The following is a 21981-nucleotide window of genomic DNA, read 5'->3' on the forward strand; positions in this document are numbered from 1 at the left end:
TCAAGCCAATGCACAAGAGGCCTTACGACTCGTCGGTAGTAATAAACTAGCACAACAAAATATGAAGAGTTTTACGCAAAATATAATTTTTAACCTTTGTGCTAATGGCAATATCAAAGCCAATAAATATACAGGGGCAATTAATGTAGCAATTTTAATTGAATAGCGGTATTCCGGTATTATTGATAACTGGCTTGCGCACTACATGTTATGTTAAAGAGGAGTCTTGATGATTTAGGTAACATAAAGAGATCATTTAAAAAATATTTAACATCCATTAGGTAGGGTAGTGCAAACTGTACTTGATAGCCATCAGTTAATTGTTGGTGGTTTTTATTGAAGAAGATTATGTCAGATAAACAAGAGATAGGTGAGTTTATCTACAAAGTCTTTTCAGAGCTATTTTAATATTAAATGTTTTTCTCCAACTGATGATATAGTCACTAGTTAATATACTAGGCTTAATAAGCTATTAAAAATAAAGTCCCTATATTTGTCAATATTGTTTTAATAAATTTAATTTAGGTTTTATTTTAACTTTTGGTGCTATTGTTTTGATTTATATGTAGGTCACACTCATTATCAACTATATTGCAGATATAAAGATAGCCATGTATATGGTGATATTCCAATATATACTTCAGGTGCGCTATTTGAGGGCGATGACTATCTTATCGATGTGAAAGGTAAATACATTAGTCTAAGATTACTGATTGATTGGATATGATGATCCGTAAGGCTGTTGCTAAAGAACCTCATAATTTTTAATTAATAAACTCACTTCTGTGAGCTTATTAATTGGCTTTTTACAATAATGAATAACATAGTTATATAGAGAATGGTATTTATAAACAAAAAATACCCTGTGATTTTTATACTCACAGGGTGTTTAAATGAAGCAAAAATAAAACTTAATTAGATATCAACACGGGGGTTGATAGAGATTTTAATATAACCAATTAGTTAGAAAGTCTCTAATAGTAACTACTAAGTATTGCAATAGATTAAACCAATCTGTCCATAGCATTATTAATGTGTATTAGTTGCAATAGATGCCAAAGGAGAAATTTAAAATAGCTTCGCCAACAAAATCTAACCTATTAGTAATATCGACACTATTTGCAGCAAGGCGATCACGTGATGATTTATCAACATTTTTTGTACTGATTAACTATACCTAGTTGGCGAAAAGATAAATAGTACACATTAATATACAAAATACTGTAATTATATACAGTAAAAGATTGCATTTCGAAAAAATTTGTCTTATCATCTCTAAATAGTGGGCAATTTGTTACTAAGCACACTAAACTTTGTTAAACCTCACTCATTTAGTGAGGTTTTTTGTTATCTGAAATTAGCGAATAACAGGCCTAAAAACATGCCCTAGTTATAAGACTAATTAAGTTAAATGGAAAAAAACTTATCAATAATATAAGGAAATATTTATGGAACACTTTACTAAAAAATCGTTATTTACCTGCGATAAAACTAATGAAAATCTCCCTAATAAACGGGGTGTAATAACACATTGCCAAGAGCTAGCGCCTGACTTAGGGTTAAGCGAAGCTTTTGCGCAATACACAATATCTTATACTTCTTGTGACAGTGTTCATGGAGAAATTATCCGTGAAGATACTGGTGCTGTTTTTATTCCGAAAAGTCAGGCACCTAAAGATGGTTGGCCTGTCATTGTATGGAATCATGGTACGGTAGGGATAGCGCCAACTTGTGCTCCCTCATTAACGCCTAAAAATAGTCGCGTATCGCAATATTTAAATACTTGGCTATCCCTTGGGTTTGCGATTGTTGCACCAGATTATCCAGGTTTAGGCTCATCAGGGTTGCATCATTATATGGATGAAAGAGCAACAGCATGGAGCGCTTTGGATAGTGCAAAAGCTGTCTTGAAAGGTGGGTTTTCGCTAAGTAATCGCTTTATCTTTATGGGGCAATCTCAAGGGGCTCATGCTGCATTTGCCTCTGTCGGCTATCAGCCTGAATATGCACCAGAATTAAATATCTTAGGTGCGATAGTGACAGGGACGCCTTATTTTAGTGATAATCTACTTGAAAACTTTATTAGTGATGGTGTTCAAGATGAAGGTGATAGAAAGCTACCTTACGCGATGTACTTATATCTTTCTGCTGCTGATAAAAATCCAAACTTAAAAGTGGAAGATTATTTCCAAGAATTAGCAATACCTTATGTTGAAAAAGCGAAAACGCTTTGTATCAGTCCATTAAGTCAATTAGTAATGGATAATAAATTAAACGCATCAAATAGCTTAAAACCTAAGTTTTACGAGCTATTAGAGCAAGAAGCGTCAAGTTTAAATTATAGAAAACTTCTTGTTGATAAGCCCGTATTTATAGGGATTGGTTTAGAAGATATTCATGTGTTAACTCGTTGGCAACAAGAGTTTGCAAGAGATGTATTGGAAGCAGGCACAAATGCATATGTATATGAATATCCGAATATTGGTCATTTAGATGTATACAATGTCTCTTTGCGAAATTCAGTGCCTTTTGTATTTGAACTGATGAAAAATGAGCATAGCAAAATAGACTAAAAACTATTTTATAACTGATTAATTTCTATCTTAATCTTATTCTTATCATTTGAATGTGGAAAGATGAGTGATGTGAGATGCCAGATCATGTTTTGGTTAAAAGATATCTGGTATCTCTTTTTATTTTAATTCTTTGATTTAAGGAAATAAAAAATTATTTTTATTGATAAGTTTTTATGATTTTGTCTATATCAATCTTATTGATAGATTTTTTATTCACCAAAAATAAAGTTTGCTATCTGAGTTTTTCTATGGCTTAATGATGTCACTGGTTTGGAAGTACAGACCTATTTATGTTAGTCAGTTTAAAGTTGTTCCCGTTTAGCGTTATCCTTGATACCACTTCATTGCGAATTCCTTCTAATTAATTCCCATAAGTAAAAATACCAAACAAACCACATATGCCTTATGGCAAATTAAATAAATTAAAGGAAATTCTATGTCTAATTCAATGACTGGTACAGTAAAATGGTTCGATGAAGGTAAAGGTTTTGGTTTTATTACTCCAGCAGATGGCAGCAAAGATGTATTCGTGCATTTCTCTGCAATCCAAAGTGATAACTTCAAAACATTAGCTGAAGGCCAACAAGTTTCATTTACCATGGAAAATGGTATGAAAGGCCCTGCAGCAGGCAACGTGGTGGCTCTCTAAAGGCGCTATTACAATTCGCCTCTATTTTAAATGCCCAAGTTGTCGCGGTTCACAATATAGAACATCACAATTTGATGTTACAGTGAACAATCCACACGGCGCAAAATGTATCTTTTGCAAAAGTGTGATGACAGCTCAAATGAGCTAAGCATTAAATAGTTGAATATACAAAACCTCGCTTCGGCGGGGTTTTTTTGCTATCTACAATCTTATATTGACTAAAGATAAAAAATTTATATTTTAGGGCTTGAAAAATGCTTGCTCGTTCATATTTATATATTGGGCCAATCAGATATCGCCCATAATTCAATAAATACTGAAGGAGGAATTATATGCCTAATATTAAACCTTTTTCATTATTCCCAACTTTATCTGACAATCTACTTTCAAACCGTTTTGATCAGATAGATCGCCTGTTTAGTCAGTTAACAGGCAGTAAACCAATTTCATCACCGACTCAGACTTATAATCTGAAACAGATTGATGATAACCATTATGAACTAACAGTGAGTGTGCCTGGATATCAAGAAGATGACTTATCGGTTTCATTGAAAGGAAGTCGCTTATTGATTGAAGGGAAAAAAGAAGAAAAATTAGAAGAAGACAATGATAAATGGATCCACCGAGGTATATCTCAAGGGCAGTTTACATTGCAGTTTGACCTCGGTAAAAATGTCAAAATAGAAAAAGCCGATTTATCAAGTGGACTTCTGACCATTGCTATTGAGTATGAGTTACCTGAAGAAGAAAAACGGCAAACAATAGCGATAGAAAATAAAGATAAAAGCTAATTTAGTGAGATAGCTTAAATAAGATTAAGGCTGCACATAATGTGTAGCCTTAATTTTTTGTAATAGCCTATAAATTATAATATTTGAATAAAGAAGGGCAAAATAAACCAGATGCTTAAAGAAGTGCAAGCTTACACTAGAAAAATGGATTGGGTGTTTATGGCTCGCAATAGATACACTTAATCGTTGGAGTATATGTGTTCATAACAAACCTCTTTAAGAGGGGGCACTTTATGTGAACGCATAATGAGATTTAACCATGATAGTTTATACAGTAGTAAATGTTTAAAAGATTAAATACTGTTGATACAAGAAAGTGTGTCAAAAAATGATATAGATATTTATACTAAATATTTAAAAGATAAGTTATTAGTAAATAATATACCAGTTTTTATTTATTATCTAATATAGAAATGAGTTTTCTATTATTAAAATAATGACTTCAGAATAAAGAAACGATATGATTTATTTTATTTAAATAGGAACTGTTATGAAAAAGCCACTTTCTTTATGGATAACTCAATTTTTGATTGTCTGCTGTATTATACTGATATTATATTTTTTTATAACCAATGCATCACTGTTATTAAATTTGTATAGTTTTGATATGCCCGCTGAGATAAAGATAGAAATTTATTTATGGAGTTTTATTCGTTTGTTAGTTTTAATTATACAAATATCAGCGCTTTACTTTTCCTTTAGGTGCGATAAAAGGGCGCGGGTATTGACTATCTTAGCTTGGCTACCAATCATTATCGTCATGTTATGGAGCAATTTCCATGAAGGGTTAACTTCTTTGAACGAAAGTGGTATAAGCTATGATAATGATGCTCAAAGATCTGGAGGGATTATAGGTAAACTTATTCTGGCTGGATTATCCCTTTGGTTGACATCTATTATATTATTTTCAAAAAAATTAAAGCGTTATTTTCTATTTGAGAAAAGTGAATGATTTTTTTGACTACAAAAATGGATGGCTTAATAACCATCCATTTTTATTGCATAAAATATCTTGGTATAAATAATTATTAACTAAAGTATAAATACATAATTATTAGAAATAATATCTGTATACTACTCCACTTCTTGTCGTGACAAGATATTAGGTAAATTTATTTCTATCCAATCCGCAAGAAGCGTGAGTTTCTCACTTATTTGCTCACCAAGATCTGTCAAAGAGTACTCTACATGGGGTGGAACAACAGGATATGACACTCGGTTAATAAAACCATCTTGCTCCAATACTTGTAACGATTGAGACAGCATTTTCTCACTTACTCCGCCAATTTTACGTCGTAAATCACTAAAACGATGTGTTCCATCTCGTAGGGCTATTAAAATGAGTATGCCCCAACGACTTGTAACATGTTTGAGGATCTCTCTGGATGGGCACTGTTTAGAAAATAAATTTCCTTCACGTAATTGCTGCGAGAGTGTGGATATTGTCATTGTATACTTACCTTTTTGTATGTACTTACTTTTAGTAAGTTTAGGTGCTATGTTATCAAAACACAAGTGATACATTAAGGAGTTATCTTATGATTGCAATTACTGGTGCAACAGGCCTATTAGGTCAACATGTGATTGAAAACCTTCTTCAAACCGTTCCTGCTAATCAAATTGTGGCATTTGCTCGTGATGTAAAAAAAGGATCGTCTTTAAGTCAGAAAGGCGTTTTAGTACGTCAGGCGGATTACAATGATAAAGCTTCATTAATAACAGCTTTACAGGGTGTCGATAAATTACTTTTAATTTCCTCAAGTGAAGTTGGCAAACGTACCATTCAACATCGTAATGTCATTGAGGCAGCAAAATCAGCAGATGTACAATTTATTGCTTACACTAGCATATTACATGCTGATCGCTCTCCATTAAGCTTGCATGTGGAACATGTAGAAACAGAAAAAATGCTAGCTGATTCTGGGATCTCTTACACTTTATTACGAAATGGCTGGTATACAGAAAATTATCTGGCAAGTGTCCCTGCAGCACTTGAGCATGGCGTTTTTCTGGGGGCGGCTGGTGATGGCAAAATAGCTTCAGCTACTCGGGCCGATTATGCATTGGCTGCTGCTCGGGTAATTAGTGAAGAAGGACATATAGGTAAAGTGTATGAGCTTGCGGGTGATGAAGCTTGGACATTAGAGCAATTGGCTAAGGAATTGACTAAACAAAGCGGGAAGCAAGTGATATATAACAATTTAAGTCAGGCCGATTTTGTCGCTGCGTTAAAAACGGCAGGCTTACCCGATAAATTATCAAATATGCTGGCTGATTCTGATATCGGCGCATCCAAAGGTGGATTATTTGATGATAGTCATACCCTAAGTAAATTAATTGGCCGACGTACAACAACACTTGCGGAGAGTATCAAAGCAATATTGTAAATCGATAGCTAATATCTATTCTATTTTCAGTTTAATTTTTTGGCACCCTAAGAGTTGAAATTTTGGGTTTCACATGCAGGGTGCCTTTCATAAGCATTATTATTTATGATAGGTGAGCATCAATTAATAAAAGATTAATTTTAGTCGTAAAATAGTAGGATAGACTGCTACACTAGGTAACAAAAATGAATATAACTAAATGATATTGAAAAATATTTATTCAGCTCAATAGGACTTTATATGAAGCTAGTTTCAGCGATATTATTAACTTTATTTTTTGTTTCAGGATGTTCGACATCACAGTCTGATATTGATAAATATGAGCAATCGAGTAAAGATGCGATGAAGCCAGATCCATATTCTGACAGCGTAATCAATACGATTAGACAGCACCAGAAGATCACCGTATGTAATAGTAAAATTGGTGGGTGCTATTGATTTAATACGGTACAGCGTTAAGGTTAAACAATATACTTTAGGATATTCTGTGCAATTAAAGACACAGATGCGTTACCATCAATAATAATGTCAGCACTCAGCTTTTCTCTTTCCGTCATTGCTGTATATGAGGGTCGTGAGTAGATTAAGTACTCTTCTAAATAATGAATAATATCATTTCCACTTTTCTCTTTATAATCACGCAGTATTCTTCTTGCTAATGCGATATCTAGTGGCGTATCAATAAAAAAAGCATAGTCGATCATCTGTTGTAGCGCTGGGTGAGATCTGGCAAAAGGATAATCCAAAATGATATGAGTATATTGAGACTCTTCTATCGTCTGATTAACTTGTTCAACAAATGGCTTTATATCCCATTCGCTATAATTACCACCTTGTTCTATCCACTCATCGAGATCTTCAGGTGCTGTAGGGCAGTCGAAATCATCAAAATGAAGGCATTTGCTTGATGGAAGCTTTTCTCTTATATAATGAGAAAGTGCTGTTTTGCCGCCACCTGCAATTGAGGTGATAGAGATAATTATAGGTGATTTTATAGAACTCATTGTTAGCTCATAATCAAAATAAAATTGCATAGGGTATTATATAGACTAATTTATATTAAGTATAATTTATTTATAGTATTCTAAATAAGTTCAGTTTTTAGAAAAACTTAATTAATTATAGTAAGAGGTAGGAATTAATAAACTATACTATATATTAATATAACTCAATAAGTAACATCGATTTTTGATTATAAAATAAGCGGTATTATTTGTAAAAATAGTTATAATAACCAGAGTGATCACTTATTCTCACTAAGAGCATGAACGTTTACGTGTTAACATTATCCAAGGCAAACGTTTAGTTTTTATTTTTGAGTGAAACATACATCTTTCGACTTTTTTATTTAATTTTCTTTCTATTTCTGTGGGTTGGTTAATAACATCGTTTTTGGTACTGCTCTGTGTTTTTAATAGAAAAATCACAATAAAAAACAAAGAGATAATAAATAACAATATATATCGCACTTGATTTCTCCGGTTTATAAAAAGCATGGATTGTTGATAATTTTATATACAAAATTATCAACATGTATAGTAATAAATAAGAATAATTATATTTTTATAAATAATCTTAAAGTTATCTTAATAACTTTTTTTGTATCACAGTATAATATTAACAACGGTGTTATTTTAAGTGTCGATTAAGCATACCTTCGAAAAGGGAATTCCATCGATATTCTATAGTGTTGATTGGTCTAGTGTAATTTGCTTTTGGCGGGGATTTTACTAATATGAGGGCTTAATATGCTTTTGATTTTTTTGTTTGCGAGTTTTTTAATATCTAATCAAGCAAAAAGAATAATTATTCTTGAATAAAGTTAAATAATATGTATAAGGCATTATTTTTCTTTTATTGGTATAATAAATTCTGCAGATAAAGCCTGTTTTGCTTTGATGATATTTTTCTCATCTGAAAGATTAATGATTTTTTTATCCAATAAATTATAATTAGGTAATAAACTTTGTGGCGTCATATTGAGAATAAATGCAATAGAAAACAAAAGTTCTACCGTGATTTTTATGTTACCATTTTCTATTCGAGAATAATGTTGCTGGCTTATCCCTAAGCGATTTCCCATTTCTATGCCTGTTAGTCTTAACTCTTTTCTTCTTTGTTTTATTTTGTGTGCAATAGTGGAGTTTATCATGATCATCTATTTTTATAAGGTTATAAAGTATTTTTTAAAAGCAATTAACTTTTAGTTAACTGCTATTAAATGTTATATATCTGTATTAATTTAGTACTGCTATTAATTCTACAGTCAGAAATACAATAACTATCACTTTTAGAACGATAGCGGTAAAATTTAACATAAATGCAAATTTTTAGTATTTATAACCAAAATTATCGATTATTCTTATATATTAATATCAATATAAAGTAATTATCAAAATGTTTTTATCGATCGATTTGTAATATAATGATAGCTTTCATCTATCAAATGAATGGTTACGATCGTCAATATCAATCATTTGATTGTTATTATCATAGCAACAATAAAGAAGAGAATATCTAAAATTATTATAATTATTTATTATTTTTTTGAATGATAAATAAATTTAGGTGTATGATTTTAGTAAGATAATATGGAGCTAAAAATAAGCTGTTTTTTAGTTTTTTTAAGATAAAACATAGGATGCCATCAATATGAATTTTTCTTACTGAAAAATAATAAATTAATACTAATTTAGTAAGAAACGGAAGTAAGCCATATAAATAAATTATTTCTATGGTCGTTGATATTACTAACAAAGCACCAATAAATATATTTATTGGTGCTTTATACAAAGTTATTTCTACTTAACCGTCCAAGCTTCTGAAAAGTCGTGCTCTGAAAATAATTCAGCTAAGCCACTAATCTGTTTTAAACGTAGTACTTCATCTTGTGACATACCTAATTCATTACCAATCTTTTGGTCATTCCAACCTAATCTTGATAAATCTCTAACTATATCCGACATTGCTGCCACTTGATGTTGCCCTCTAGCCCGATTATGGCGAATAGTCGCTGCCATTTGGTCAGCCATAGTATGACTTTCAACATCAAGTATAGTAATAGGTAAATAGCCGTTAATTCGCTTATTTAAGCTATTTTTTTTACTCAATAAATAACGATGGTAACCATCAACGACTTGCCATTGTGTTGGTTTATTTTTGGATTGTTGAATAGGTAAGACAACAACAGGCTGAGTATAACCGTCTTTTACCAGAGACGTTTCTAGTAATCTCTTTTCTGTCGGAGACATGACATTGGGATTATAGTCATTAGCGATAACTTGTTGTTGCTTTATCCAAAGAACACAGTCAGTAGGTTCATTTTTAAATGGGCTTATTTGATGAAGCGATATTTTTATTTTATTGAGAGCTTCAATTTTTTGTTCATCATTTAGTTTTGCTAGGTACTCTTTTAAAACAGAAATTATAGTTTCAATGGTCATATTCACACCTTGCTAAATAAGTTGCCAGTCTTTTCGTTTTCCTTGTATTCGTTTGAAATATCGATCATAACAGTGTGATTTAGTAGGACTAAATGCTAATGTTCTACACCAAAAATCGTTACGCAAGATGGTCTTACAAATTCGTCGCCAAGAAGGTATTTGTTTAGTGCTAGTATCACCTTCTTGTGCATCAGGTATGCCATTTGGGTAATCTCGTTCGGCATACCAGCGAAGATAGACCGCTATTTTATTGCGATAATGTTCTGCTGTTTTCTCTGGTAAACTGGCTAATAAAAAGTGAGCATAAGATTTCCACGTATGATGGGAAGGTTTGCTAATTTGATGTCGCCCATAGAAACCTGATTTATTACGAGGATTCGTATATAACATTCCGGCATCAGCTCCACTCACTCGTTCACAAGCAAGACTCCATGTTTCAGGCTCTAGCACATGATATAACCATAGTCCCTTGCGTTGCTCTGGCCCAAAAGGTTCACAAATACGCATTTGACTTAAACTAACGCCTGCTTGGTGCATCAGATCATAAATAGGGTTATAGGGTAAATTGAAACGCGCTATATAAGTCCAGATATCTTTAACATGCCAATCATAAATAGGGTAGGCCATATAATAAAAGCCTTCTGCTGATGCCGTTGTCCAAGGAATATCATCGGCATAACGTAACTTTCGATTATTACTAATGGCAATAAATCGGTTTAAAGATTCATCCGCTCTTATACCTAGCAGGATAATCGAACTGCGATGATTACCTGTGATCCACTGGTTAAATGCAGGGGTAAAATCTTCAAAAAGCATATTTGGGTGATAAAAAGGGAAAAAGTGAGGGTCAGTTATCGCATCTTCTGGCGGTTGTCTTACCCATTTTTTACCAGACTCCCATGCTGTCCATGTAGGTTCATATTGAGAAATGCCACTTTCAGTGGTGATAGGGAGTGCTATCCAGTAAAACTGTTCAATACAATCTTGGTAGATAGATTTCATTTTTATAATATGATCTATAGTCGCAGAATATTGAACTTCCCAATCAAGAAACATCACATTAAATTTTCTATGTTGTTTTCGCGCTTGTGCGGCAACAAGATGAAAAAGCGCAGTAGAATCTTTCCCTCCCGAAAAGGAGAGAGTGATTTGTTCAAAAGTATCAAATATCCACTGGACTCTCTCTTGAGCAGCTTCTAATACATTTTTCCCCAGCGCAATTTTACGTTTCAAAGACATAACTATCACCAAAATAGATTAGCTAATGTTAGTATTATCACTTAATCATATTTAGATGATAAAGGTAAGTATTAATTGTTAGTAATTATTAATTTTATTTTAATACAGTAGAGTAACTACTCTATTTAATTGTTTTTATTAAACTAACTGATTATGGAAAGATATTACTATATTATTTCAATATGGCGTTATGCTGTATAGATCTGTGATTATGCATTTTTGGTGGTTTTTTATACTAAATATCAATTGGTTATGCAGTAAAATGTATAAAATAATCCAGCGCAAGGGCGATTTAATATCTTTTATTTACTAAAAATAAAACAGATGAATAAGTTTGCTTATCATTAAGCTGAGAAAGAAGATTTCTTAACCGGTCAATCGACGCTTTTAATGTCAATAACACCTTACTTAACCGTTAGAGTTTGATTTGTTTTTTATTTAATTTCAATATGTTATGTTGTCTTGTTTAGATGATTACCTGTTTAACTATTCGTTATTTCCAGTTATTCGTGGTTTGTATAAATCATAGAATAATCATTTTACGACTAGGATTTTGTATGACACTAGACACTCACAATGGAGTTAAAGTATATACCCCCACAGCATTAAAACTTTATGACTGGTGGGTATTAAATATTTCTAACCGTTATGCATGGCGTTGTGATACAGATAAATATTTGCTACCTCATTTTAAAAATAATCTTGGTGAGAACCATATGGATATTGGTGTAGGAACAGGATTTTACTTAAAAAGAGCTTTAGCTAATATAAATAAAATAGCATTAACAGATCTTAATATTAATAGCTTAGATTATGCTAAAAAAAATATTGTTGATAATAAATTAACTTATTGCTTACAGCATGATATCTATCATAAATTTCCTAATGAATTCAATTCATCGTTTGACTCTATTTCTTTATTTTATCTATTACACTGCTTACCTGGCACAATGGAAGGTAAAAAGAAAGTGATAGAAAATATAAGTAAAATATTAACGGAAAAGGGTGTTTTATATGGTGCTACTATCTTGGGGGCTGATGTTGAACACAATTTTTTTGGTAATAAATTGATGTCTGTTTATAACAAAAAAGGTATTTTTAGTAACTATTCTGACTCGGCAGATGCTTTAGAAAAAGTATTATCTTGTTTTTTTTACGATGTATCTATTCATATTCAAGGAGTTGTCGCGTTATTTACCGCGAGAAATAAAAAATTATAAAAAAAGTAGTATAGTTTGAATAAATTGAAAATGTATCAAGAAGGCGTTACACAGTTGGAGATAAAGTTAGCCTCAGAGAATTAATTTATTTGATAGAATGACAACTGTTTGATAAATAACAGTATTGCTTCTAGTGTGTATCGCTTAAAGTAACCGAAAAAAGCTTAGTTATAAAATATAACTAAGCAAAACGGGGATAATCAAATCAAAGTGTGTATCCATTTAAGATGATCAAAAATGGATAAGCGTTAAATTATCTAACCATTGAGAATTAATCAACTAAAATTTACCAATTAATTGTAAATTAGATATTAATACTTAGTTATTTTTACTTATTTGGAGCGCTAAAAATATGTACAATACTAAAAATATTTATAAATAATTTATGTATTGATAATAAAAATAAGTAGCAATAATAATAACAATATAGTCGGGTTCTCTCTACATTTAGCATTGTTAAATAACAAATGTATAATAAATTATTTAACAGGCTGATGCCTTAATGTTAGAGATCATGCGTTTAGTGACCAAGTTATACATCATTTTATGAGATGACCGGACAATGAATAGAAAAGAGCTTATCGAGTATATACAGAAAACATATGCCGTAATCCCCGAATATTTATGGAGTAAGTACCCTAATTATGCGGTTTTCAGACATCATAATCATTCTAAATGGTTCGCCGTCATCATGGATGTCGCTGAAAACAAGCTATTTGATACGGGTAAAAATAATAAAGTCGATGTGATTAACTTAAAAGTACCGGTGCCTTTAGTGGGTGCTCTACGCTTAAAAAAAGCAGTTTATCCCGCTTATCATATGAACAAAGAGCATTGGATTTCTATTCGCTTAGACACAGATTTTGATGATACTGAGCTAAAATCATTAATTTCTGAAAGTTACGAACTGACGCAGTGAAAGGCTTAATACTAATAATCAATAACAAGGTGAATATAATAAAAACTTATAGTTATAAATAGAATATGTTTAGAAAAAGCATCTATTTTTGATGATTATATGACTTGGAAAAAGCAAAAGTGCACCCATGTTAAAAATAACTTTATAACAGTTTTGAATCTGTGTTTCCTTAAAGTCATTGATAGCGTCAGGTGGAGTAAAGATGAACAAAGTGGTTTATAAAGTGAGTGGACTATGGAACGAAACGTCCTTTGTAAATCTATTTATTGCAACGAATGAAAAAGAAGTATTATCTGCAATTATACTATGGGCTCAGTTTAGTGGTGCAAAAGTGGATGATTTATCTATTGAGTATTATAGTTCCGTGCATTAACACAGTGTTAACTTATTGATTAATAACTTAATTATTACTAAATATCAATCAATTTAATTAGATAGCTAATATTTGCTGTAAGTATATTAGCTATTTGCTATTCATATCTATCAATATTGTGATATCAGTGGTTAACGGCTATCCTTTCTTTTAATAATATTTTACAAACTAATTAAATGATAAACATAGTAAAAGTAGCATTATGTTACTAAGATAAATTATGAGCATAGATTTATTAATCTGATTAGTCAGGTTAGGTGATTGTTTCATATGAGGTCATAGCCATGCCCAAAACTCTTATGAGTCTTAAACAAAATGATTTTACGCATAAAAAAATTATCGTAGGTATTAGTTCATGCTTATTAGGGGATAAAGTGAGGTTTGATGGTGGGCATAAATGTTGTCATCTTGCTGCTGATGAATTATCTGAGTTCTTTGAATATCAATCTACTTGCCCAGAAATGGCTATTGGTTTACCGACACCCAGACCAGCATTACGATTAGTTCAGTCTAAGACTGGTGAAGTTAGGTTAAAATTTAGTAATGGAAGTGAAGGTGACTTAACCCAAATGATGAATGATTACTCTATCGAATATTTGAGGAGATTTAATCAATTTAGCGGTTATATCGTGTGTGCGAAATCACCCAGTTGTGGATTAGAACGTGTCCGGGTTTATGATCCAATAGGCAACGGCAATAAAAAATCGGGTACAGGCATTTTTACTGAAAATCTGAAAAGAATAATGCCGTGGTTACCTATAGAAGAAGATGGGCGGTTAAACGATCCCTATATTAGAGAAAATTTTATTACACGGGTGTTTGCGCTTAATGAGCTAAATCAATTGAAAATAAATAACTTTACTCGCCAGACATTAATTGATTTTCATACAAGATACAAACTATTATTATTAGCTCATTCACAACCGCTTTATCGGCAACTAGGGCGCTTTGTTGCTAACAATAAAGATTGGGATTCATTAGAGACTTTCTTTGTTGAATACCGTAATCGATTTATGGCTCTATTACAACATCAAGCCACACGTCGTAATCACACTAATGTTCTTATGCATGTGCAAGGATATTTTAAGCAAGATTTAACTTCTAAGCAGCGACAAGCATTAAGCCAATTGATCTTAGAGTATCGTCAAGGAATACAACCTTTATTGGCACCATTAACATTAATTAATCATTACTTATCAGAATACCCAGATAATTATCTGAGTAAACAAAAATACTTTTATCCTTATCCTCAATCTTTAAGATTACGTTATGGTTTATGATATATTAATTCCACTACTGTATCTATTTTTATAGAAAGAAAATAACTATTTTTAATAAGTGAATTTTATATTTAAAGCAAGGGGAATAGGACTGCTTTTTGTATTTAATGCTTTGTTAATGTAAGTTAAATTATAATATTTTGTAAAAGGATGTAAGTCAGACCGTTCTGTTTATATTTTATGTCAGTATTCTTTTTTTTATAAAAAGAGGCTGATATGTCTACAATGAAAACTGAAGTCGTTGTTATTCGTTTAACCAAACAAGAGCGAGCTGCATTAGATTCAATAAAAACGATGCCATTACTTGCAGATTGGCTAAAGGAGCTAGCCCTTTCCAAGTGGAAGGAGCAGGCATTACAATTAGAACAATCTAAAAATGGTCATAGTAATTAATGAAATACGAGGGTAACAATCAACAATCTTAACTAAAACCCTCGATAAAAAATTATTGAATAGATTGTTAGCGATTCTATTTCAATCAGTTAAGTTATTAGTTTTATCAACTTACTGATTGCAAAAAGAAAAGCCCAATGTGGCGGCATTGGGCTTAGTGTCTCAAATAGATGGGTATATAAAACTATTAGAGAACTCTTTTACTTTAATTCAAATTTATTTATAGAATTAACAATAAGTGCTTTTTGATAGAAGAATAGTGATGTTCGTATAAAATATGAGCATTTTTATCTTATCCTGTTTTATAGTCTTAAGTTAGACCAATTTCATGCAATAGTGTGTCGATATCCTACTTTGTTGTATTTTTACTTGATATCGCTCTTGTTTTTCACATAAAGAGTATGACAGTGACAGCAATTTAAGGGAGACTTAAAAGTAGTATGACACTCATCACTCATTGATAATGGAAGGTAGGTAATATGTTTCCAGAATATCGTGATTTAATTGCTAAGCTTCGTCAAACTGATCCCCATTTCCGAGCCCTGTTTGAACAACATAATGAACTTGACCATAAAATTGTACGCTTAGAACACCGAGATAGGCGAGGATATGGAGAAGAAGTTGTTGAATTAAAAAAACAAAAATTACGTCTAAAAGAAGAAATACATCAGATCTTAAAAAATCCCCCAGAAGATGAGTAGCACAAATAAGTACTGTATGTAATTAATAAAATTAAATAGAAATAATAAAAGAGGCATATAACTAATGGCCTTCTTTTATTATGGTTTAAAGGTAATATTTCTCATGATATTTATATCTTTTGATTGTTTGTGAATAAGAACTAAAAGTTTTAATACTGTTTATATGTTTTTATTTTATACTGCATAAAAATATTTAATTTAGTTAAATTGTATAGTTAAATTTTATTTAGGTTTTTATAAAGAGATGTTTTTTTATAAACATACCAGTTTTAGTTGTTAATTATTATTTTTTTATCTGATATTCATACAGAAATATAATGGCAATTAAGATTATCCTTATCCTAATTTTAATTTTCTTTGCGATAATAAAAATTCAAGACGCAGGTATCATTTTTTTTATTAATTACAAAATATAGGATATTTATGAAAAATATTATTTTAGCACTAGGTTTATTATCATTATCTTCTGTTGCTGTTTCGGCTGAATTAACAAAATCTTGCGAAGATTATTTTAAAGAAACTGATGCCTATGTCGCATTAATGGAACAAAATGATGCAACTAAAGCACAAGCAGAAACAATGAAAGCACAATATGCTCAATCAAAAGAACAATTTGCTGCATTACCTAAAGATGTTCAAGAAAGCACCTGTAAACAAGCTTTAGATTCTTTAGAGCAAATGAAAAAAATGTCTGCTGGTCAATAAAAAATAGATTTAATTAAAGTCTTATATTTAGAGAATAATAAGGCTTTATTTTTATTTCAAATTTAAAATTTTCCAATGTAACAATGACCATATAATAACCAGTGTTATTATATGGTCATCTTAATATTATTTTAATATAAACTATTTCTTTCTTGTTTTTTTGTGGAAATATTTCTTTTTTACTTAATATTACAATCTCTAATCAAGATAATTATCCCGCCATAACCCATCTATTTATATTATTATTTTATATATTCTTGTTACTTGAATAAAGAATGCTTTTTATATGAAATAATTGTAATTCATTTTGTCGTCTATAAATTTTATGGAATAATTATTTACATCTATTTATTGCTCCTATTTAAGATATGAATTGGTCTTTTATTCTAATTTTAGCTCTATTTGTAGTTGTTGGTTGTGTTGATAAAGAGAGGAATACATCTGGCTCTATAGAAAAGGTGGCAACAGAGATAGCGACTCCTACTGTTCAATATCACCACGATGAAAGTCGTTATCCCACATTTATGTTATCAAAACAATCTCGTTTTGAAATGCAAGCCAAGGAGGAAAAACAGAAATTCAATCAATTATTTAAATTTGGATTTGAAGAGCCAACCACATCTACTAATAGCGAATATTCCTATAAAAAGGAACAACGTATAAGAAAGAATGACCAGTCAATGATTATTCTGCCAGAAGCGATACCTGTATGGAATAAAGATAAACAAGAAGTTGAAGTTAAGTGGAGCTACAGACCAAAATATGTTTTTGATGCATATTAAATTTAACCTTTATGTTTTAGGAAGACTATGCGCCCAATTTTTTTGTTAATACCATTTATGTTTTTAATTGGCTGTACCGAGCAAATGAGTGTCGGAATTGGCACTTCTAGAACGCATAATATAGGATATCTGGTTTGTTCAACATTAGTTTGTGGAAAGAATACGCGAACAGTTGAAGAACAAAAGGCAATTAATGAAGCGGTGCATGAACAGCAAAGAGCTATTATGCGAGGAGAAAAACCAGATTTAAAAATTATTGCCTCATATTAAATAATACCATCAAGGAGAGTCTATTTTTTGTCCTTGATGGTATAGTCAATATAAGCGCTAAGCTAAGATAGCGATGTTATGTTGTTTATAATAAATTTTACTCTTTGGTTAACATCGGCTTTGGGTAATTCAATTAAGGTATAATTATACTGTCTATATATCGCCAGCATCGCTTGATAAGTTGCTACGGCTTCATCAAATGTCTGTTGGCGCTCTTTATCTTGTAAGTAAATTTCTTTCCATGGCGGAGCTATAAACACGGTTGTAGAATATCTATATAGCCTTATTGCGTTTTCAAGATGTTGGGGAATAGGGCGCTCACAAAAGTGTAAATAACCTGCTATATCCGGTATGCCTCGGTCATAAAAATAAGGTTTGCTGTTATCATCTATATTGGATGCATCATGCCATGATCGTAGCTCCCAGCTTAACATTAACTCAGCAAAAGCGAGCGGATCAATCCAAGGAAGGGCTGAACCACCAATATGACTTTGATCTTGAATAATGGCTCTACCAGCTTCTATTGAGCAAGAGTAGCCATTTCTTCTTAATTTATTGATAATAGTGCTTTTACCAGAGCCGGGACCTCCGGTTAAAATAATACGGCAAGGTTTTTGGGACATAGTAATTCCTTAAATAATATATTTTGACTTTAAATGATTGAGGGCTGAATGCAGAAATTTTTAGAGGGAGAAAGGCGAAAAATAAGCAGTGCTAGCAAAGAAAGAGAACAAGTAAAGGAGGACAAGATATTACAATTATAATCGAAAAGAGAAAATATCAAAATAAATCCGCATCAAAGATCAATCAATATCTATCGACCTCTTTTATAACTTATCAGGTTACTTTGTATTGCTATTTTAATAACTGATACGCATTTATGCAGATTTAAGCACATAAATCCAAATAGAAGCACTATCTGGTCATTGCAAGCTAAATAGATTACTTTTATTATATAATATATATGTTTTATTATAATTCGTATATAAGGGTTAAGTGTGGGTATTGTAAAAATTTCTGATGAGCTACATGAGTATCTTCGTAAAGCAAGTAATGTGATGTCTCGATCAGTTAATGCACAAGCAGAATTTTGGATAAAAATTGGTATTCAAGCAGAATTAAATCCAGAAAAAACGTTTCCAATGATTATTAATGAAATGTTAGAAAAAGAAGCAATAAAACAAGAGCATAAGTAAATATAAAGGAGATTAATATGGATAAAATTACGATTAAAACCCCTGAGGAAATTGAATTAATGCGTGAATCAGGTCGTTTATTAGCCCAAGTTTTTACAATGCTTGATGATTTTATTGTGCCAGGTGTTTCCACATTAGAAATTAACGATAAAGTAGATGATTTTATTACTCATGATCTGCAATCGAGACCTGCAAGCAAAGGACAATATGGTTATGAGTATGTACTTAATACTTCAATTAATGAGGTAGTATGCCATGGTGTTCCTAAAGCCGATGAGCTATTAAAAAGTAAAGATATTATTAATGTCGATATTACACTAGAAAAAAATGGTTTTATTGCTGATTCTAGCAAGATGTATGTCATGCCAGATGCCTCACCTATAGCAAGAAGATTAGTCAAAACAACTTACCAAGCGATGTGGGAAGGTATCAAAGAAGTTAAACCTGGTGCAACACTCGGTGATATCGGTCATGCAATCCAAAGCTTTGCACAAAGTCATGGGTATAGTGTTGTAAGAGAGTATTGTGGACACGGGATTGGTCGAGAAATGCACGAAGCCCCTCAAGTATTACATTATGGTATTCGAGGACAAGGTGTTGTACTAAAAGAAGGGATGACCTTTACCATTGAACCGATGATTAACCAAGGTGGACACAAAATAAAAACCAAAAAAGATGGTTGGACTGTAGTCACCCGTGATAAAAAATTATCGGCACAATCAGAACATACTATTTTAGTTACTGCTGATGGGTATGAAGTACTCACTTTGCGTCCAGAAGAAACACTTCCATAATAAATTAATTTATATCTATCTAATTTTTGATGCAAAAATTATGATATAAATTTATATTATTTTAATAGCTAGAAATATTATTTTTAGCTATTTTTCTATTTATATATTGATATTTAATTTTATTATTTCTATTGTATTTTTTAGATAAATAACTATATTTATATACTACAAGGACTGTATAAAAAAACAGTGTGATCATATAGTGTATTTTAGAAAGATAAACAGGATGTTTATATGCAAAAAATATCAAAACTGATGGAAGCCTGGGGCTCATGGGTTGTAAATAATAATTTATATATCAATACATTAACAATAAATAAACGTGAAAATGTGCCAATACGTGTTAAATTAAGAAAAGCCTGTACTGATCGCCAAGGCATCATAGTCTCGGTATGTATGAGTAAACTACTAAAAAATCATAAAAAAGATTATGAATTACTAGTCGATTACTATGTATTTGGACAAACATTTATTCAATTAGCACAAGCGCATCGATGCTCTGATACTTATATCGGAAAAAAACTCAAAAAAGCAGAAGGCATTGTGGAAGGGATGTTAATTATGGCCGAATTGATATTTATTATTGAGAAAAATGAAAATAGTACTTTACGATCGTAATTTAAGGCTTATTCTAAACAAACTGATAGCAAATAAAGAATTGCAATAATATTGTTTATTGCAATTTATCTAATGAGTTCAACATTTGCTAATAGGATGTTAGCAATTTAATTAAGTGTTTTTAACCCCAAGGAGTGGATGTATGTCAACGAAATATCCTATCGTTTTAGTTCATGGTTTAGCTGGTTTTAATGAAATTGTTGGTTTTCCCTACTTTTATGGTATTGCAGATGCCTTAAGGCAAGATGGGCATCAAGTTTTTACCGCTTCTCTTTCTGCCTTTAATTCAAATGAAGTGCGTGGCAAGCAGTTGTGGCAATTTGTCCAGACTCTCTTACAAGAGACACAAGCGAAAAAAGTGAATTTTATAGGTCATAGCCAAGGGCCATTAGCTTGTCGTTACGTTGCGGCTAATTATCCTGATAGTGTTGCTTCGGTAACTTCAATTAATGGTGTAAATCATGGTTCAGAAATAGCCGACTTATATCGACGCATTATGCGTAAAGACAGTATCCCAGAATATATTGTCGAAAAAGTATTAAATGCATTTGGTACTATTATCTCAACATTTTCTGGTCATAGAGGCGATCCTCAAGATGCTATTGCCGCATTAGAGTCTTTAACAACAGAGCAAGTCACAGAATTTAATAACAAATACCCACAGGCATTACCTAAAATCCCTGGTGGTGAAGGTGATGAAATCGTCAATGGGGTTCATTACTACTGTTTTGGTAGCTATATTCAGGGATTAATTGCTGGGGAAAAGGGGAATCTACTGGATCCTACTCATGCGGCAATGCGTGTGTTAAATACATTCTTTACTGAAAAACAAAATGACGGCTTAGTTGGTCGCTCGAGTATGCGATTAGGCAAATTGATAAAAGATGATTATGCGCAAGATCATATTGATATGGTTAACCAAGTTGCAGGGTTAGTGGGTTATAATGAAGATATCGTTGCTATTTATACTCAGCACGCTAAATACTTAGCGAGTAAGCAACTTTAATCATGATAAGTAGTCATACTTTGTATACTATTTTGTATACTCTATAGTTATATGATAGATAGTTATATGATAGTAAGGTGGCGTAAATTATTATGGCCACCTTTTTATTAGATGAAAATATCGAACTAGCGCTGTTTATGCACAGATATAGCAATGTGATAACCCAATAGGTAAAGCGCTTGCTCTAGGCTATCGATTTTTGAAGTTTGATTGATATCGAGTAAACGCTCAATTTGGGCGCTATTTAGATTCATTTTTCTTGCCAGATCTGCCTTTTTAGTTTTTGTTGTTAACATGGCATTATGTAATGCGATTTTTAAGCAACTAATAGGGGGAAGATAAACAATAAAATCCCCTGATTGAGGCTCAGAAGGCATAGGGATCGGCATTTTACTCGAAATAAACTCTTCAAGTCCTACATGTAAAAATATCTGAGGCTTCTAGTTCAATATCATCTTCTGTATATGCCACTGCATGTATATTGTCAAAATCACGATAAGTAATCTCGTAAGTTTCACTTTCTTCGTCAAAATGGGATGTTGCTGGATAATTGAACATAAATTGCCTAATTAATTTTAAAATTTATGCTCATGATTAAAGCATATTTAGCAGTTTTTATCCAAAGCACCGTAAAATCCC

Annotated in this window: 26 protein-coding genes and 1 pseudogene; 20 read left to right on the top strand and 7 right to left on the bottom strand. The window is 31.7% G+C overall.

From position 1 onward, the window contains the following. The first annotated feature begins 1448 nt into the window (after positions 1 to 1448). The 5 genes from HMPREF0693_RS00140 to HMPREF0693_RS00155 all read left to right on the top strand — a co-directional run bounded on the left by HMPREF0693_RS00140 (position 1449) and on the right by HMPREF0693_RS00155 (position 4968). A complete protein-coding gene (locus HMPREF0693_RS00140; protein ID WP_004242513.1) occupies positions 1449 to 2573 on the top strand; it encodes a lipase family protein in 1125 nt (374 codons plus the stop codon). Positions 2574 to 3012: 439 nt separating this feature from the next. After that, complete coding sequence (gene cspE / locus HMPREF0693_RS00145; RefSeq protein WP_004247907.1) at positions 3013 to 3225, top strand: transcription antiterminator/RNA stability regulator CspE; 213 nt, start codon at positions 3013 to 3015, stop codon at positions 3223 to 3225. Between the two features lie 7 nt (positions 3226 to 3232). Next, positions 3233 to 3373: a cold shock small protein YmcF gene (gene ymcF / locus HMPREF0693_RS19340; RefSeq protein WP_406819891.1), complete on the top strand. Its 141-nt coding sequence runs from the start codon at positions 3233 to 3235 to the stop codon at positions 3371 to 3373. Positions 3374 to 3557: 184 nt separating this feature from the next. Continuing rightward, entirely contained in the window at positions 3558 to 4016 is a 459-nt protein-coding gene (locus HMPREF0693_RS00150) for an Hsp20 family protein (protein ID WP_004242516.1), read from the top strand. Between the two features lie 490 nt (positions 4017 to 4506). Beyond that, positions 4507 to 4968 carry a hypothetical protein gene (locus HMPREF0693_RS00155; RefSeq protein ID WP_004242517.1) on the top strand — a complete coding sequence of 154 codons (462 nt, stop codon included), beginning with the start codon at positions 4507 to 4509 and terminating at the stop codon, positions 4966 to 4968. Between the two features lie 122 nt (positions 4969 to 5090). Here the strand turns inward: HMPREF0693_RS00155 and HMPREF0693_RS00160 are convergent, their stop codons facing one another. Further along, positions 5091 to 5465, bottom strand: coding sequence for a winged helix-turn-helix transcriptional regulator (locus HMPREF0693_RS00160; RefSeq protein WP_004247909.1), 375 nt, complete (start codon positions 5463 to 5465; stop codon positions 5091 to 5093). Positions 5466 to 5554: 89 nt separating this feature from the next. Between HMPREF0693_RS00160 and HMPREF0693_RS00165 the strand changes: the two genes are divergently transcribed. After that, positions 5555 to 6403 (top strand): SDR family oxidoreductase, encoded by an 849-nt coding sequence (locus tag HMPREF0693_RS00165; protein WP_004242519.1) that lies wholly within the window; start codon positions 5555 to 5557, stop codon positions 6401 to 6403. A 240-nt stretch (positions 6404 to 6643) separates the two neighbouring features. After that, positions 6644 to 6841, top strand: coding sequence for a hypothetical protein (locus HMPREF0693_RS18380; protein WP_004242521.1), 198 nt, complete (start codon positions 6644 to 6646; stop codon positions 6839 to 6841). 23 nt (positions 6842 to 6864) lie between these two features. On the opposite strand, the gene HMPREF0693_RS00170 is transcribed toward HMPREF0693_RS18380, so the two are convergent. The 4 genes from HMPREF0693_RS00170 to HMPREF0693_RS00190 all read right to left on the bottom strand — a co-directional run bounded on the left by HMPREF0693_RS00170 (position 6865) and on the right by HMPREF0693_RS00190 (position 11085). Further along, positions 6865 to 7407 (bottom strand): nucleoside/nucleotide kinase family protein, encoded by a 543-nt coding sequence (locus HMPREF0693_RS00170; RefSeq protein ID WP_004251489.1) that lies wholly within the window; start codon positions 7405 to 7407, stop codon positions 6865 to 6867. A gap of 839 nt (positions 7408 to 8246) precedes the next feature. Continuing rightward, positions 8247 to 8561: a helix-turn-helix domain-containing protein gene (locus HMPREF0693_RS00180; protein WP_004242524.1), complete on the bottom strand. Its 315-nt coding sequence runs from the start codon at positions 8559 to 8561 to the stop codon at positions 8247 to 8249. A gap of 643 nt (positions 8562 to 9204) precedes the next feature. After that, positions 9205 to 9846, bottom strand: a complete 642-nt coding sequence (locus tag HMPREF0693_RS00185; protein ID WP_004242526.1) for an IbrB-like domain-containing protein — start codon at positions 9844 to 9846, stop codon at positions 9205 to 9207. Positions 9847 to 9858: 12 nt separating this feature from the next. Then, a complete protein-coding gene (locus HMPREF0693_RS00190) occupies positions 9859 to 11085 on the bottom strand; it encodes a phosphoadenosine phosphosulfate reductase (RefSeq protein ID WP_004242527.1) in 1227 nt (408 codons plus the stop codon). Between the two features lie 557 nt (positions 11086 to 11642). Here HMPREF0693_RS00190 and HMPREF0693_RS00195 point away from each other — a divergent pair. The 9 genes from HMPREF0693_RS00195 to HMPREF0693_RS00225 all read left to right on the top strand — a co-directional run bounded on the left by HMPREF0693_RS00195 (position 11643) and on the right by HMPREF0693_RS00225 (position 17728). Beyond that, the gene (locus tag HMPREF0693_RS00195) at positions 11643 to 12305 is read left to right on the top strand and encodes a class I SAM-dependent methyltransferase (protein WP_004242528.1); all 663 of its coding nucleotides are present in this window, start codon (positions 11643 to 11645) and stop codon (positions 12303 to 12305) included. Positions 12306 to 12867: 562 nt separating this feature from the next. After that, positions 12868 to 13224: an MmcQ/YjbR family DNA-binding protein gene (locus HMPREF0693_RS00200; RefSeq protein ID WP_004242530.1), complete on the top strand. Its 357-nt coding sequence runs from the start codon at positions 12868 to 12870 to the stop codon at positions 13222 to 13224. 202 nt (positions 13225 to 13426) lie between these two features. Next, positions 13427 to 13597: a hypothetical protein gene (locus tag HMPREF0693_RS19055; RefSeq protein WP_004242531.1), complete on the top strand. Its 171-nt coding sequence runs from the start codon at positions 13427 to 13429 to the stop codon at positions 13595 to 13597. 284 nt (positions 13598 to 13881) lie between these two features. Further along, positions 13882 to 14877 carry a YbgA family protein gene (locus HMPREF0693_RS00205; RefSeq protein WP_004251483.1) on the top strand — a complete coding sequence of 332 codons (996 nt, stop codon included), beginning with the start codon at positions 13882 to 13884 and terminating at the stop codon, positions 14875 to 14877. A gap of 216 nt (positions 14878 to 15093) precedes the next feature. After that, entirely contained in the window at positions 15094 to 15270 is a 177-nt protein-coding gene (locus HMPREF0693_RS19060) for a hypothetical protein (protein ID WP_004247917.1), read from the top strand. A gap of 479 nt (positions 15271 to 15749) precedes the next feature. Then, positions 15750 to 15971, top strand: a complete 222-nt coding sequence (locus HMPREF0693_RS00210) for an HP1242/YdcH family protein (protein ID WP_004242534.1) — start codon at positions 15750 to 15752, stop codon at positions 15969 to 15971. Positions 15972 to 16394: 423 nt separating this feature from the next. Then, positions 16395 to 16676, top strand: coding sequence for a DUF5339 domain-containing protein (locus HMPREF0693_RS00215; RefSeq protein ID WP_004242536.1), 282 nt, complete (start codon positions 16395 to 16397; stop codon positions 16674 to 16676). A gap of 368 nt (positions 16677 to 17044) precedes the next feature. Continuing rightward, the gene (locus HMPREF0693_RS00220; RefSeq protein WP_004242537.1) at positions 17045 to 17458 is read left to right on the top strand and encodes a hypothetical protein; all 414 of its coding nucleotides are present in this window, start codon (positions 17045 to 17047) and stop codon (positions 17456 to 17458) included. Positions 17459 to 17485: 27 nt separating this feature from the next. Beyond that, positions 17486 to 17728, top strand: a complete 243-nt coding sequence (locus HMPREF0693_RS00225) for a hypothetical protein (RefSeq protein WP_036932112.1) — start codon at positions 17486 to 17488, stop codon at positions 17726 to 17728. A 62-nt stretch (positions 17729 to 17790) separates the two neighbouring features. Here the strand turns inward: HMPREF0693_RS00225 and HMPREF0693_RS00230 are convergent, their stop codons facing one another. Further along, positions 17791 to 18351, bottom strand: a complete 561-nt coding sequence (locus HMPREF0693_RS00230; RefSeq protein ID WP_004242541.1) for an AAA family ATPase — start codon at positions 18349 to 18351, stop codon at positions 17791 to 17793. Between the two features lie 375 nt (positions 18352 to 18726). Here HMPREF0693_RS00230 and HMPREF0693_RS00235 point away from each other — a divergent pair, with 375 nt between their 5' ends. The 4 genes from HMPREF0693_RS00235 (at position 18727) to HMPREF0693_RS00250 (ending at position 21342) form a co-directional block, all read left to right on the top strand. Further along, positions 18727 to 18924 carry a ParD-like family protein gene (locus HMPREF0693_RS00235; RefSeq protein ID WP_004242542.1) on the top strand — a complete coding sequence of 66 codons (198 nt, stop codon included), beginning with the start codon at positions 18727 to 18729 and terminating at the stop codon, positions 18922 to 18924. Positions 18925 to 18941: 17 nt separating this feature from the next. Next, on the top strand, positions 18942 to 19718 hold the full coding sequence (map, locus tag HMPREF0693_RS00240; protein WP_004242544.1) for a type I methionyl aminopeptidase: 777 nt from the start codon (positions 18942 to 18944) through the stop codon (positions 19716 to 19718). 234 nt (positions 19719 to 19952) lie between these two features. Further along, entirely contained in the window at positions 19953 to 20336 is a 384-nt protein-coding gene (locus HMPREF0693_RS00245) for an antiterminator Q family protein (RefSeq protein WP_004242548.1), read from the top strand. A 142-nt stretch (positions 20337 to 20478) separates the two neighbouring features. After that, positions 20479 to 21342 carry an esterase/lipase family protein gene (locus HMPREF0693_RS00250; RefSeq protein WP_004242549.1) on the top strand — a complete coding sequence of 288 codons (864 nt, stop codon included), beginning with the start codon at positions 20479 to 20481 and terminating at the stop codon, positions 21340 to 21342. A gap of 125 nt (positions 21343 to 21467) precedes the next feature. On the opposite strand, the pseudogene HMPREF0693_RS00255 reads toward HMPREF0693_RS00250, so the two are convergent. Next, positions 21468 to 21900, bottom strand: a pseudogene (locus HMPREF0693_RS00255) (type II toxin-antitoxin system HicB family antitoxin). Between the last annotated feature and the right edge of the window lie 81 nt (positions 21901 to 21981).

The organism is Proteus mirabilis ATCC 29906, from assembly GCF_000160755.1.
GTDB classification, from domain to species: domain Bacteria; phylum Pseudomonadota; class Gammaproteobacteria; order Enterobacterales; family Enterobacteriaceae; genus Proteus; species Proteus mirabilis.

Coding starts and splice junctions, on each gene's coding strand:
- HMPREF0693_RS00180 (WP_004242524.1), bottom strand. CDS start 8,561: ATGATCATGATAAACTCCACTATTGCACACAAAATAAAACAAAGAAGA.
- HMPREF0693_RS00160 (WP_004247909.1), bottom strand. CDS start 5,465: ATGACAATATCCACACTCTCGCAGCAATTACGTGAAGGAAATTTATTT.
- map (WP_004242544.1), top strand. CDS start 18,942: ATGGATAAAATTACGATTAAAACCCCTGAGGAAATTGAATTAATGCGT.
- HMPREF0693_RS00140 (WP_004242513.1), top strand. CDS start 1,449: ATGGAACACTTTACTAAAAAATCGTTATTTACCTGCGATAAAACTAAT.
- HMPREF0693_RS00190 (WP_004242527.1), bottom strand. CDS start 11,085: ATGTCTTTGAAACGTAAAATTGCGCTGGGGAAAAATGTATTAGAAGCT.
- HMPREF0693_RS00225 (WP_036932112.1), top strand. CDS start 17,486: ATGCGCCCAATTTTTTTGTTAATACCATTTATGTTTTTAATTGGCTGT.
- HMPREF0693_RS00170 (WP_004251489.1), bottom strand. CDS start 7,407: ATGAGTTCTATAAAATCACCTATAATTATCTCTATCACCTCAATTGCA.
- HMPREF0693_RS19055 (WP_004242531.1), top strand. CDS start 13,427: ATGAACAAAGTGGTTTATAAAGTGAGTGGACTATGGAACGAAACGTCC.
- HMPREF0693_RS00245 (WP_004242548.1), top strand. CDS start 19,953: ATGCAAAAAATATCAAAACTGATGGAAGCCTGGGGCTCATGGGTTGTA.
- HMPREF0693_RS00165 (WP_004242519.1), top strand. CDS start 5,555: ATGATTGCAATTACTGGTGCAACAGGCCTATTAGGTCAACATGTGATT.
- HMPREF0693_RS00155 (WP_004242517.1), top strand. CDS start 4,507: ATGAAAAAGCCACTTTCTTTATGGATAACTCAATTTTTGATTGTCTGC.
- HMPREF0693_RS00150 (WP_004242516.1), top strand. CDS start 3,558: ATGCCTAATATTAAACCTTTTTCATTATTCCCAACTTTATCTGACAAT.
- HMPREF0693_RS00215 (WP_004242536.1), top strand. CDS start 16,395: ATGAAAAATATTATTTTAGCACTAGGTTTATTATCATTATCTTCTGTT.
- HMPREF0693_RS00210 (WP_004242534.1), top strand. CDS start 15,750: ATGTTTCCAGAATATCGTGATTTAATTGCTAAGCTTCGTCAAACTGAT.
- HMPREF0693_RS00205 (WP_004251483.1), top strand. CDS start 13,882: ATGCCCAAAACTCTTATGAGTCTTAAACAAAATGATTTTACGCATAAA.
- HMPREF0693_RS18380 (WP_004242521.1), top strand. CDS start 6,644: ATGAAGCTAGTTTCAGCGATATTATTAACTTTATTTTTTGTTTCAGGA.
- HMPREF0693_RS00195 (WP_004242528.1), top strand. CDS start 11,643: ATGACACTAGACACTCACAATGGAGTTAAAGTATATACCCCCACAGCA.
- HMPREF0693_RS19060 (WP_004247917.1), top strand. CDS start 15,094: ATGTCTACAATGAAAACTGAAGTCGTTGTTATTCGTTTAACCAAACAA.
- HMPREF0693_RS00250 (WP_004242549.1), top strand. CDS start 20,479: ATGTCAACGAAATATCCTATCGTTTTAGTTCATGGTTTAGCTGGTTTT.
- cspE (WP_004247907.1), top strand. CDS start 3,013: ATGTCTAATTCAATGACTGGTACAGTAAAATGGTTCGATGAAGGTAAA.
- HMPREF0693_RS00185 (WP_004242526.1), bottom strand. CDS start 9,846: ATGACCATTGAAACTATAATTTCTGTTTTAAAAGAGTACCTAGCAAAA.
- HMPREF0693_RS00200 (WP_004242530.1), top strand. CDS start 12,868: ATGAATAGAAAAGAGCTTATCGAGTATATACAGAAAACATATGCCGTA.
- HMPREF0693_RS00230 (WP_004242541.1), bottom strand. CDS start 18,351: ATGTCCCAAAAACCTTGCCGTATTATTTTAACCGGAGGTCCCGGCTCT.
- HMPREF0693_RS00220 (WP_004242537.1), top strand. CDS start 17,045: ATGAATTGGTCTTTTATTCTAATTTTAGCTCTATTTGTAGTTGTTGGT.